Source organism: Thermocatellispora tengchongensis (assembly GCF_014202315.1).
Lineage (GTDB): Bacteria > Actinomycetota > Actinomycetes > Streptosporangiales > Streptosporangiaceae > Thermocatellispora > Thermocatellispora tengchongensis.
Map to the genome: position 1 here is coordinate 593,952 of NZ_JACHGN010000005.1, position 11,951 is coordinate 605,902.

10 protein-coding genes and 1 rRNA gene are annotated in these 11,951 nt (G+C 71.6%); 6 read left to right on the forward strand and 5 right to left on the reverse strand.

What is annotated here, in order from left to right; genetic code table 11:
* Window positions 1–18 precede the first annotated feature (18 nt).
* Entirely contained in the window at window positions 19–1,533 is a 1,515-nt protein-coding gene (locus HNP84_RS14810; RefSeq protein ID WP_312924811.1) for a CoA-acylating methylmalonate-semialdehyde dehydrogenase, read from the reverse strand.
* Window positions 1,530–2,828, reverse strand: a complete 1,299-nt coding sequence (locus HNP84_RS14815; RefSeq protein ID WP_185050231.1) for an aspartate aminotransferase family protein — start codon at window positions 2,826–2,828, stop codon at window positions 1,530–1,532. Before HNP84_RS14815 ends, HNP84_RS14810 begins: the two co-directional genes overlap by 4 nt.
* 311 nt (window positions 2,829–3,139) lie before the next feature.
* Here HNP84_RS14815 and HNP84_RS14820 point away from each other — a divergent pair, with 311 nt between their 5' ends.
* The gene (locus tag HNP84_RS14820) at window positions 3,140–3,403 is read left to right on the forward strand and encodes a WGxxGxxG family protein (protein ID WP_185050232.1); all 264 of its coding nucleotides are present in this window, start codon (window positions 3,140–3,142) and stop codon (window positions 3,401–3,403) included.
* Window positions 3,404–3,484: 81 nt separating this feature from the next.
* On the opposite strand, the gene HNP84_RS14825 is transcribed toward HNP84_RS14820, so the two are convergent.
* On the reverse strand, window positions 3,485–5,023 hold the full coding sequence (locus tag HNP84_RS14825) for an MFS transporter (protein ID WP_312924814.1): 1,539 nt from the start codon (window positions 5,021–5,023) through the stop codon (window positions 3,485–3,487).
* A gap of 73 nt (window positions 5,024–5,096) precedes the next feature.
* Here HNP84_RS14825 and HNP84_RS14830 point away from each other — a divergent pair, with 73 nt between their 5' ends.
* The 4 genes from HNP84_RS14830 (at window position 5,097) to HNP84_RS14845 (ending at window position 10,525) form a co-directional block, all read left to right on the forward strand.
* Window positions 5,097–5,870: a TetR/AcrR family transcriptional regulator C-terminal domain-containing protein gene (locus tag HNP84_RS14830; RefSeq protein WP_185050233.1), complete on the forward strand. Its 774-nt coding sequence runs from the start codon at window positions 5,097–5,099 to the stop codon at window positions 5,868–5,870.
* A 57-nt stretch (window positions 5,871–5,927) separates the two neighbouring features.
* Window positions 5,928–7,538 carry a PucR family transcriptional regulator gene (locus HNP84_RS14835; RefSeq protein WP_185050234.1) on the forward strand — a complete coding sequence of 537 codons (1,611 nt, stop codon included), beginning with the start codon at window positions 5,928–5,930 and terminating at the stop codon, window positions 7,536–7,538.
* The gene (locus HNP84_RS14840; RefSeq protein WP_185050235.1) at window positions 7,535–8,617 is read left to right on the forward strand and encodes a DmpA family aminopeptidase; all 1,083 of its coding nucleotides are present in this window, start codon (window positions 7,535–7,537) and stop codon (window positions 8,615–8,617) included. The genes HNP84_RS14835 and HNP84_RS14840 overlap by 4 nt, the downstream gene beginning before the upstream one ends.
* 426 nt (window positions 8,618–9,043) lie before the next feature.
* Window positions 9,044–10,525 carry a phosphodiester glycosidase family protein gene (locus tag HNP84_RS14845; protein WP_185050236.1) on the forward strand — a complete coding sequence of 494 codons (1,482 nt, stop codon included), beginning with the start codon at window positions 9,044–9,046 and terminating at the stop codon, window positions 10,523–10,525.
* Window positions 10,526–10,573: 48 nt separating this feature from the next.
* Here HNP84_RS14845 and HNP84_RS14850 read toward each other — a convergent pair whose 3' ends face one another.
* A complete protein-coding gene (locus HNP84_RS14850; protein WP_185050237.1) occupies window positions 10,574–10,966 on the reverse strand; it encodes a winged helix-turn-helix transcriptional regulator in 393 nt (130 codons plus the stop codon).
* Between the two features lie 62 nt (window positions 10,967–11,028).
* Here HNP84_RS14850 and HNP84_RS14855 point away from each other — a divergent pair, with 62 nt between their 5' ends.
* On the forward strand, window positions 11,029–11,682 hold the full coding sequence (locus tag HNP84_RS14855; RefSeq protein ID WP_185050238.1) for a DsbA family oxidoreductase: 654 nt from the start codon (window positions 11,029–11,031) through the stop codon (window positions 11,680–11,682).
* A 157-nt stretch (window positions 11,683–11,839) separates the two neighbouring features.
* Here HNP84_RS14855 and rrf read toward each other — a convergent pair.
* A 5S ribosomal RNA gene (gene rrf / locus HNP84_RS14860) occupies window positions 11,840–11,951 on the reverse strand; the annotation flags it as partial.

Here is an 11,951-nt window from a genome sequence, read left to right on the forward strand (position 1 = left end):
CCCCGGCGCGGCGGCCGTTCAGCCGTTGGTGGGGAAGCCGAGGTTGACGCCGCCGTGGCTGGGATCGAGCCAGCGGGAGGTGACCACCTTGCCCCGGGTGTAGAAGTGGACGCCCTCGGTGCCGTGCACGTGCGTGTCACCGAACAGCGAGGACTTCCAGCCGCCGAAGCTGTAGAACGCCATCGGGACCGGGATCGGCACGTTGATGCCGATCATGCCCACCTCGACCTCGTTCTGGAACCGGCGGGCGGCGCCGCCGTCGTTGGTGAAGATCGCGGTGCCGTTGCCGTACTCGCCGGAGTTGATCACCTCGACGCCGGCCTCGTACGTCGGGACGCGCACGATCGACAGCACCGGGCCGAAGATCTCCTCACGGTGCACCCGCGACCCCGGCGGCACGTGGTCCAGGACCGTGGGGCCGAGCCAGAAGCCCGGGGTGTCGGCGGCGGTGCCGCCGCCGCGCACCGGCGCGGTGCGGCCGTCCACCACCACCTTGGCCCCTTCGGAGACACCCAGGTCGAGGTAGGAGGCCACCTTGTCGCGGTGCTCGCGGGTGACCAGCGGGCCCATCTCGGACTCGGGGTCGTCGCCCGGCCCCACCTTCAGCGCCGCCACCCGGCTGACGATCTTGTCCACCAGGGCGTCGCCGACCGGGTCCACGGCCAGCACGACGGAGATCGCCATGCACCGCTCCCCCGCCGAGCCGAACCCGGCGGAGACCGCGGAGTCGGCCACCAGGTCCAGATCGGCGTCGGGCAGCACCAGCATGTGGTTCTTCGCCCCGCCCAGGGCCTGCACCCGCTTGCCGTGCGCGGTGCCGGTCTCGTACACGTAGCGGGCGATCGGGGTGGAGCCGACGAAGCTCACCGCGCGCACCCACGGGTGGGCCAGCAGCGCGTCAACCGCGGTCTTGCCGCCCTGCACGACGTTGAACACGCCGTCGGGCAGGCCCGCCTCCCGCCACAGCCGCGCCAGCAGCAGCGAGGCCGACGGGTCCTTCTCCGACGGCTTGAGCACGAACGCGTTGCCGCACGCGATGGCGATCGGGAACATCCACATCGGCACCATGGCCGGGAAGTTGAACGGGGTGATCCCGGCCACCACGCCGAGGGGCTGGCGGATGGAGTAGGAGTCGACGCGGGTGGAGACGTTCTCGGAGAAGCCGCCCTTGAGCAGGTGCGGGATGCCGCAGGCGAACTCCACGACCTCAAGGCCCCGGGCCACCTCGCCCAGCGCGTCGGAGTGCACCTTGCCGTGCTCGGCGCTGATCAGCGCGGCCAGCTCGTCGCGGTGCCGGTCCACCAGGTCGCGGAAGCGGAACAGCACCTGCGCCCGCTTGACCAGCGAGGCGTCACGCCAGGCGGGGAAGGCGGCCTCGGCGGCGGCCACCGCGGCATCGACGTCGGCGGCCGAGCCCATGTCCACGGTGCCGCTGACGACGCCGGTCGCGGGGTTGTAGATCTCGGCGGTCTCGCCGTTCCCGGCGACGGGCCCGCCGCCGATCCAGTGGGTCACGTGGGTCGTCGCGCTCACGCCGTCACCTCCGCGTTGATGGTCTCCAGGGCGTGCACGATGATGCCCAGGCCCTCGCGCGCCTCGTCGCCGGTGAGGGTGAGCGGCGGGGCCATGCGGATGGCGCTGCCGTACAGGCCGCCCTTGCCGGCCAGCAGCCCGGCCTCCTTGGTCAGCTCCATGAACCTGGCGGCCAGCGCGGGGGCGTGCGCGCCGGTGGCCGGATCGACCAGCTCGACCGCGAACATCAGCCCCTTGCCGCGCACGTCGCCCACGACCGGCAGCCGCGCCGCCGCCTCCTTCAGCCCCTCGATGATCAGCGTGCCGGTGCGCAGCGCGTTGGCCTGCAGATCGTGGTCGAGCACGTAGTCCAGCGTGGCGTTGGCCGCGGCGGTGGCGACCGGGTTGCCGCCGAAGGTGGACAGGCCGACCGCGTGCGGGCCGTCCATCAGGTCGCCGCGGGCCACGACGCCGCCGATGGCGAAGCCGTTGCCGAGCCCCTTGGCGAAGGTCATCATGTCCGGGGTCACGCCGTGGTTCTGGATGCCGAAGAACGCGCTGCCGGTACGCCCCCAGCCGGTCTGCACCTCGTCGGAGATGAACAGGATGCCCTCTTCGTCCAGGACCTCCTTGTACGCCGCGAACAGCCCGTCGGGCGCCATGGTGAAGCCGCCGACCCCCTGGATCGGCTCGGCGATCAGCGCGGCGACCCCCTTCGCGGCCTCGGTGGCCAGCACGTGGCGCAGGTCGTCCACGCAGGCGGCGATGTAGTCGGCGTCGCTCATGCCGCGGAACTGCGCGAGGTGCCGGTCGGCGCCGTGCAGGAAGTGCACGTTCAGCGGGGAGAGCGAGCTGTTCTTCCAGGACCGGTTGCCGGTGACGGCGATGGCGCCGAAGGAGCGGCCGTGGTAGCTCTGCCGCATGGCCAAGACCTCGTCGGACTTGCGCGCGTACGTCGCGAGCAGCAGCGCGGTCTCGTTGGCCTCGGTGCCGCTGTTGGTGAAGAACACCTTGGCGTCGGGGATGCCGGACAGCCGGGCGATCTTCTCGGCCAGCTCGATCTGGCCGCGCAGCAGGTAGACGGTGGAGGTGTGCACGACGCCGGTGGCGATCTGCCGCTCGACGGCCTCGCGCACCTCGGGCACGTCGTAGCCGATCATGTTGGTCAGGATGCCCGCGAAGAAGTCCAGGTAGGTCTTCCCGGACGCGTCGACGACGCGGTTGCCCTTGCCGCCGACGATCTCGATGGGCTCGGAGTAGTTCAGGGCCAGCCAGTTCGGCATGACCGCACGGTGGCGCGCGAGGAGGTCCGACATGGTACGAGTATCCCGGTTATCGACTGGTACTCCTATTGGCAAGATGTCGCAACAGGACGGAAACACCTTACAAGCTGTAGCCTATCCGACCCGGAAAACCACTATATGACCTTATGTAAAGACATAAGGAACTGATTTCTGCGGGCGAAGAAGGCGTTTGATGCGCATATCCCAAGGTATAGGGAGCCCTAGCAGGGAAAATGGAGATCGCCCCACTTTGGGGGACCCTGGGACTTCGATCCCGGGGACGTGACAGGCGGTCTGTCCATGGCCCGCCGGGCCCGCGAGGCCGCCGGAACGGGGGAATCCACATGCGCAAGATGCTCACCGGCCTCGGGCTGGCGTTCTTCCTGACGCTCGCCCCGGCAGCCGCGGTCTCGGCCGAGACACCGGCCGCGCCCGTCGCGCACAGCCAGGTCACACCGGCCCCGCAGCAGAACGACAGGGACGGCGGCGGCAACGCCGGCCTTTGGGGCCTGCTCGGCCTGGCGGGCCTGCTCGGCCTCATGGGCATGCGCAGGCGGCACGAGCACACGGCACGCGACCACGTCACCGGTACGCGGCCCCACCCGTGACCGGGAAGGCCGCAGCGGGGCCGCCGGTCACGATCTCCGGCGGCCCCTAGCGGGCCCGGCGCCACCTGCGCACGCCTGGGGTCAGACGCCCGCCTTGTCCGTCTCCACCGCGACCGCGGGGGCGGCCGGGCGGCGGATCACGGCGAGCGCGAGCAGCGTGGCGCAGACGCAGGCGGCCGCGCCCACCCAGGATCCCAGGGACATCGCGGAGACGAACGCCTCGTCGGCCGTCCTGATCAGCCCGGGGTCCTGGAACTGGTCGGCCCAGGCGATCGACTCCCTGGCGGCGGCCGGGGCGCTCTCCGGCATCGAGGCGGTGTAGAACCCGGCCAGGACGCTGCCGAGCACGGCCACGCTGAGGGCCACCCCGACCTGCTGCACGGTGTCGTTGAGCGCCGAGCCGACGCCGGCGTGCTGGGGCGGCACCGCGCCGAGCAGCGTCGTGTACGCCGCGGGCCCGGCCAGGCCGCCGCCGACGCCCATGACGAGCAGGCCGGCGATCATGGTGCCGTAGCCGTCCTCCGGCCCGACGAAGGACAGCAGCGCGAAGCCGGCGCCCATGACGAGCAGGCCGCCGCCGATGAGGGCCCGGTTGCTCACCTTCTGCCCCAGGCCCGCGCCGACGGCGTTGAACAGCGTGGCGGCCACGGCGTACGGCAGCAGCGCGAGGCCCGCGGCCATCACGCTGTAGTCCAGCACGAACTGCAGATACTGGGTCAGCATCAGCAGCAGCGCGCCGCTGCCGAAGGACAGCAGCACGATGGAGAAGCTGGCCCCGCTGAAGTTGCGGTCGCGGAACAGGCGCAGCGGCAGCATCGGGTGCGCGGTGCGCAGCTCCCACACCGCGAACGCGACCAGGGTGAGCACGCCGACGGCCAGCGCGGCCAGGGGGCCGGTCGCGGCCCAGCCCTGGTGCGGGCCGGCGATCACGTAGTAGACCACGCCCGTCATCCCGGCGGCCGACAGCACCACGCCGAGCGGGTCGATCCGCCGGGCGGGGGCGCGCGACTCGGGCATGAACACGATCGCGGCGCCGATCGCGAGCACGGCGACCGGCACGTTGAGCAGGAACACCGAGCCCCACCAGTAGTGCTGGAGCAGGAAGCCGCCCACGATCGGCCCGGCCACCATGCCCACCATGGCCACCGCGCTCCAGGCGGCGAAGGCCACGCGGCGCTCCTGCTCGTTGTCGAACACCGTGATCAGGATCGACAGGGTGCTCGGCATGAGCAGCGAGCCGCCGACGCCCATCAGCACCCGTACGGCGATGAGGTGCCAGGGCTCGGTGGCGGCCAGGGCGAGCAACGAGGCTCCACCGAGGACGGCGAGGCCGATGATCAGCAGGCGCCGCCGGCCGTAGCGGTCGGACAGGCTGCCCGAGGTGAGCAGCAGGCCGGCGAAGACCAGCACGTAGGCGTCGATGATCCACTGCACGTCGGCAGGGGTGGCGCGCAGGTCGCGCATGAGGGAGGGGATGGCGAGGTTGAGGACGGTGTTGTCCACCACGAGCACGAGCAGGCTCAGGCAGAGCACCACGAGCGTCCACCACCGCCGTGGGTCGCGCCGCGTGACCGGCGCTTCCGGGGCCGCGTCGTCGTCTCGTACGATGTTCGAGGTCACTCGCACAGTGTACGACGCCTCTCGAACACTGTGCGAGAGGTTTTATGCTGGAGCCTGACGAGGGAGGTCGCTCGTGGTCGGCAAGCAGCAGTACGCCACGGTGTGGGCCCGCGAGGCCGCCGAGGGCGCGCGCCGCGCGGCGCAGACCGCCCCGGCCGGGCTCAACCGCACCCAGATCGTCCGCGCCGCTCTGGAGATCCTCGACGCCGAGGGCCTGGATTCGCTCAGCATGCGCCGCCTGGGCACCAAGCTCGGCGTCGGCGCGACCTCGCTGTACTGGTACGTCGCGAACAAGGGCGAGCTGATCGACCTGGCGATGGACGAGGTGTACGGCGAGGTGGCGCTGCCGCCCGCGGCCGGCATCGGCTGGCGCGAGGCGGCCAAGGTCTTCGCCCACAGCCTGCACCGCACCCTGCTGCGCCACCCCTGGGCGACCCGCATTCTCGGCGCCCGCCCGGCCATGGGACCCAACGCGATGGACCTGTCCGAGCGCGCGATGGCGCTGTTCGAGGACGCCGGCTTCACCGGCACCGACATCGACTACGCGCTGTCCACGGTGATGTCCTTCACCCTGGGCCTGTCGGTCTCCGAGGCGTCCTGGGCCGAGACCCTCAAGAGCAGCCGCATGTCCGACGACGAATGGATGGCCCAGCACACCGAGGCGCTGCGGACCGCGCTGGCGGGCCGGCCCCGGCTGGCCGCGATCCACGCCAAGCTGCTCGCCGAGGACGGCCCGCCGGCGCGCCAGGCCCGCTTCGACTACGGCCTGGACGCCATCCTCGACGGCCTGGCGGCCCGCCTCGACGCCCGCCGCCAGGAGCCGGCGCACGCCGAGGACGTTCGCTGACAGCCTGTAACCGGGCAGGGGAAGCGTTTTTACATTCTGATGGGATAATCTCGGGACGTGCTGCCCACCGTCGCGGATGTGCTCGCCCTCGACCCCGTACGCCGGGGCGGTCCCCGGGTCGTCGCCGGCGCCGACCGGCTCGACACCCGCGTCCGCTGGGTGCACGTCGGCGAGGTCACCGACATCGCCCACCTGCTGCGCGGCGGCGAGCTGGTGCTCACCACCGGCATCGCGCTGCCCGACGAGCCCGAGAAGCTGGTCGACTACATCGGCGAGCTGTCGGCGGTCGGCGCCTCGGGCCTGATCGTGGAGCTGGGCCGCAAGTTCATCAAGGAGCTGCCCCGCGTGGTCGTCAAGGCCGCCGAGGAGCACGGCCTGCCGCTGATCACGCTGGCCCGCGAGACCCAGTTCGTGCAGATCACCGAGTCGGTGCACGCCCGGATCATCGACCGCCAGCTTGAGGAGCTGCGCGCCTCGGAGCAACTGCACGAGGTGTTCACCCAGCTCTCGGTGGAGGGCGCGTCGCCGGCCGACGTGCTCGCCCAGGTCGCCCGGCTGTCCGGGCGGCCGGTGCTGCTGGAGAACCTGGCCCACCAGGTGCTGGCCTGCGAGCCCGCAGGGCGCGACACCGGCGAGCTGCTGGGGAGCTGGGAGAGCCGTTCCCGCACGGTCGCGCCCGAGCAGCGCACGGCGTACGACGCGGCGTCGGGCTGGCTGGTCGCCATGGTCGGCGCCCGCGGGCAGGACTGGGGGCGGCTGATCCTACTGTGCGAGCAGGAGCCAGGCCCGCGCGAGATCGTGCTGGTCGAGCGGGCCGCCACCACGCTCGCGCTCGGCCGCCTGCTGGAACGGCACCAGGAGAGCCTGGAGCGGCGCGCGCACGGCACGATCATCAACGGCATACTCACCCACGCCTACGCCGACCCCGACGACGCCGCGGCCCGCGCCCGCGCGGTCGGCGTCCCGCTGTCCGGGCGCAAGCTGATCAGCCTGGTGCTGCGGCTGACCGAGACCGTGGACACCGCGCTCGACGGCCAGGCGCAGCTCGGCGAGCTGGCCGAGGCGACCGCCGCCGCCTGCCGCCAGGTCAAGCTGCCCGCCCTGGTCGGCGCGCTCGACGGCGGCCGGGTCGCGGTGCTGCTGCCGCTGCCGCCGCGCGTGGCCGCCGAGACCGCGCTGACCAACCTCGCCGACCGGCTGCGCGGCACCTTCTCCCGCGCGTTCGTGCTGGCCGCCGGGTCGGTGGTCGACTCGGTCAAGGACGTGCGGCGCAGCTTCCTGGAGGCCGAGCAGGTCTCCGACGTGGCGGTGCGCCAGCCCGACGGGCGCGTCTACTACCGGCTGCCCGACCTGCGGCTGCGCGGCCTGCTGCACCTGCTGCGCGACGACGCCCGGGTGCAGACCTTCGCCGAGCGCGAGCTGGGCGCGCTGCTGGCGCACGACGCGCAGCGCGGCGGCGACCTGGCCCGCATCCTGCGCATCTACCTCGACTCGGGCCGCAACAAGGCCGTGGCCGCGCAGAAGGCCCACCTGTCGCGCCCCGCCTTCTACGACCGTCTGCGCCGCCTGGAGCGCATCCTCGACACCGACCTCGACGACGTCGAGTCCTGCCTGTCCCTCCACGTCGCACTGCTGGCGCTGGAGTCGTTCCGAAGGGAGAGCCGGTGAGGGCTCGCGACCACGGCATCGTCATCGGCACCGGCGAGCCGGGCCCGTACAACGCGATCACCGACGTGCCGGGGGTGCGCGTCGGCCACTGCACGCTGATCCGCGGCTCGGGACCGCGCGTGGTCGGCGAGGGGCCCGTGCGCACCGGGGTCACGGTGGTGCTGCCGCACGGCGGCTCGGTCTTCGAGGAGCCGGTGTACGCCGGCTACCACTGGCTCAACGGCAACGGCGAGATGACCGGCATGGCGTTCCTGGGCGAGTTCGGCATGCTGTCCTCGCCCATCGGGCTGACCAACACCGCCTCGGTGGGCGTGGTCCGCGACGCGCTGGTCGAGATCGAGGTCGGCGCGCTGGGCAAGGGGCGCATGGCCTGGTCGCTGACGGTCGTGGCCGAGACCTGGGACGGACTGCTCAACGACATCGACGGCATGCACGTGACGCCGGAGCACGTGCGCGAGGCGTACCAGGCGGCCTCCTCCGGTCCGGTGGCCGAGGGCGCGGTCGGCGGCGGCACCGGCATGATCTGTCACGGGTTCAAGGGCGGCTGCGGCACCGCCTCACGGCTCGTGGACGGCTACACCGTCGGGGTGCTGGTGCAGGCCAACCACGGCCGCCGCGACCGGCTGACGGTCAACGGCGTGCCGGTCGGCCGGGCGCTGGACGACGTCCCCCTGCCCGGCCCGCTGCCCGGTGCCGTGCGCGAGGGCGCGGGGTCGATCATCGGGATCGTGGCCACCGACGCGCCGCTGCTGCCCCACCAGTGCGTGCGGCTGGCCCGGCGCGCCGCGCTGGGCGTGGCCAGGACCGGGGGCGCGGGCGAGAACTCCAGCGGCGACGGCTTCCTGTGCTTCGCCACCGGCAACCGCGACCTGCCCCCCAACGTGATGGGCGCGCACCCGGCACGCACCTTCCAGGTGACCGCGCTGGCCGATGACCACATCGACCCGCTGTTCTACGCGGCGATCGAGGCCACCGAAGAGGCGATCGTCAACGCGCTGCTCTGCGCCGAGACCATGACCGGCGCCGACGGCTTCACCGCGCACGCCCTCGACGGCGTCCGCCTGGCCGCCCTGCTGTGACGCTGCTGTGACGGTGAGGGCGCAAGCCGTACAGGACCCAGAATCTGTACGGCTTGCGCCTCGGCCGTGTCGCCCCGGCGTCGCGCGCCGGCGTCACGGGGACGCCGGCCCGGCGCGGGCGCGCAGGCGCGGCGTACGGCACCGTAGCGGCCCGCCGGGTTCCGGCGCAGCCGAATGCCTGCCGACCATTCCGAGTGATCCGGAATGACCAGGCGATGACCAGGCGATGAAGCCGCCTGTTGGCCCGTTGTGACCAGCACCTTTTGTCCAAAGAAATCCCATTTAGTGGGATTTGCCGATGTCACTGGTTTTCTCGGGCGACACAAGAACCTCAGGCTTTCTTGGTATTTTTGGCGTGTTCTGCTCCCCTGCGGGTCCCGCTGTCGGCACGATGGTTGACCGACAACCGGACCCAGGGAGAGATGAATGTCGCGCCGCCTGATCGTGGGCCTTTCCGCCGCCACCACCCTCGTGGTCGCCGCGGTTCCCGCCGCCTCCGCATCCCCGGCGAGCGTGTCCTTTCCTTCCGGAAAGTTCCCTCTCGGCAATCGGGTGACCCCGGCGCGTACTCAGATGGCCGTCGCGCCCGGTATCGACCTTTTCCGGGTCAAGCAGGGAAAGGCCACCGAGGGATATACCGTCACCGTGCTGATGCCCAACGGCAACGCCGAGGGCAGCGTCGCGGCGGCCCAGGCCAAGGCCGCCGAGGTCGAGGCCGCCGGGCTCGGCCTGGTCCCGTCGGTGCAGACCTTCGTGCGCCCGGCCGTCGCCGACGACCCGGCCCGCGAGTACGCCACGGTGCGGGTCGGCCTGTGGACCCTCAAACAGAAGGCCAAGGCCGACAAGGTGGTCAAGCAGCTCAAGGAGGCGGGCATCCGCGCCAAGACCGACTACCTCGGCGACGACGGCTTCGAGACCACCGGGCCGTGGGACATGCGGGTGCTGATGGTCGATCCCAGGGTGTTCCGCGGCTCGTACGCCGCCACGCTGGGCAAGAGCGTCGCCAAGCGCGAGACCACCTCCTCCATGGCCAAGCTCGCCAAGGGCGTCGCCGCGATCAACGGCGGTTTCTTCAACATCCACACCGCCAAGAACCTCCAGGGCGACCCGACCGGCATCTCGGTGGTGCGCGGCAAGCTGCTCAGCGAGGCCGTGGAGGGGCGCAGCGCGGTGATCCTCAAGGGCCGCAGCGCCCGGATCACCGAGCTGTCCAGCACCGTCACCGCCGTCTCGGGCGCCGGCGCCCGCACCCCCGTACAGGGCGTCAACCGGGCCGCGCTCCCCGACGAGCTGGTCGCCTACACCGAGGAGTTCGGCCAGAAGACCGCCGCCGACGGCGGCACGGAGGTCGTGGTCGACGCCGCCTCGGGCATCATCCTCCGCACCCGCGCCGCGGGCGCCGCCGTGCCGCGCGGCACCTGGGTGCTGCACGGCACGGGCGTGGCGGCCGAGTGGCTGGCCGCGTACGCGACCGACGGCGGCAAGCTCACCCTGCAGACCCGGGTGATCGACCTGCGCACCGGCAAGGCGGTGCCGCTCACCCCCGACACCCACGTCATGGGCGGCGGCGTCGGCCTGGTCCGCAACGGCAAGGTCCACATCAACGCCAAGGTGAACGGGCACGCGTCGGTCAACATGGTGCTGCGCCGCCACCCGCGCACGCTGCTGGGCGTCACCAAGTCGGGCGGCCTGATCCTGGCCACCGTGGACGGCCGCAAGCCCGGCATCACCGTCGGCGCCTCCATGACCGAGGCCGCCCAGCTCATGCGCTGGCTCGGCGCCAAGCAGGCCATCAGCCTCGACGGCGGCGGCTCCACCGCCATGGTGGTCCGCGGCAAGGTCGTCAACATGCCCTCCGACGGCAGCGAGCGCGCGGTGGGCGACGCGCTCGTCATCCTGCCCCGGTAGGCCCCGGGCGGGCTCCCAGCGCCGCCCCACGACGCCGTCAGCCCGCCTTCACCCCTCCGTCAGCCCGGCATCGTAGCGCCGCTGCGCCATCTGGATGCCGGGCGTCGCCCGGGAGATCCACCGGATCACCTCGCACAGCGCCGGAATGCCGTCCTGCCCGAGCGGGGTGAGCGCGTAGAACACCTTCGGCGGCGTGGCGGGCTCGACCGTGCGTTCCAGCAGCCCGTCACGGACCAGCACCCGCAGGGTCTGCGCCAGCATCTTCTCGCTGATCCCGCCGATCCGGTCGCGAAGCTGGTGGAACCGCAGCGGCCCCTCCCGCAGCGCGACGAGCACGAGCAGCCCCCACCGGCTGGTGATGTGCTCCAGGATCCCCCGCCCCGGACAATCTCCGGACAGGACGTCCCCGATCGAGGCCGCGACCTCGGCACCTTCCTCCACGTGTTGAGCTTACGCCAAGGTACGTTCTTACGAAAAGTAAGCTCGCAGCTTAACCTGGCCTCATGGCGACACCAACCCTCACCGTCGATATCTGGTCCGATCTCGTGTGCCCGTGGTGCCACATCGGCAAGCGCCGGTTCGACACCGCCTTGGCGGCCTTCGAGCACCGCGATTCCGTACGGGTGCGGTGGCGCAGCTTCGAGCTGGACCCGCACGGCAGCGCCGAACCCGGCCTCACCCTCCCCGAACGCCACCTCCGGGATGTAGGCGGCACCCCGGAGCAGGCCCGGCAGCGCCTCCAGCGGGTCACCGACCTGGCCGCCGAGTCGGGCCTCACCTACCGCCTCGACCTCGCCCGCCCCGTCAACAGCTTCGACGCCCACCGCGTGATGCACTACGCCGACCAGGCCGGCCACGGCGAGCCGGTACGCGAGGCGCTCATGCGCGCCTACACGGCCGAGGGCGCGATCCTGTCCGACGCCGAAACCTTGATCCGCATCGCCGTCGAGAACGGACTGGACGAGGCCGGCACCCGCACCATGCTCAAGACCGGCGCCTTCACCGACGAAGTGCGCGCCGACGAGACCCTGGCCCGGCAACTGGGCGTGACCGGCGTCCCCACCTTCGTCTTCGCCAACCGGTACGCGGTCTCGGGCGCCCAGCCGGTCGAACTGTTCGCCCGCCTCCTGACCGAGAGCTGGCAGGAAACCCACTGAGACCCCACAAACCCGGAGCCACCGGAGCCGTGGAGTCCCGGAGACCCGGAGCCGCAGAGAGCTAGAGAGCTAGAGAGCCGGAGCCCCGGAGAGCCAGAGAGCCGGAAAACGCAGAAAGGGCCATCCCAACCAGGATGGCCCTTTCTGATCAAAATTTGTCCGGCGGTGACCTACTCTCCCACACCGTCCCCAGTGCAGTACCATCGGCGCTGGAGGGCTTAACTACCGGGTTCGGAATGTAACCGGGTGTTTCCCCACCGCTAAAACCA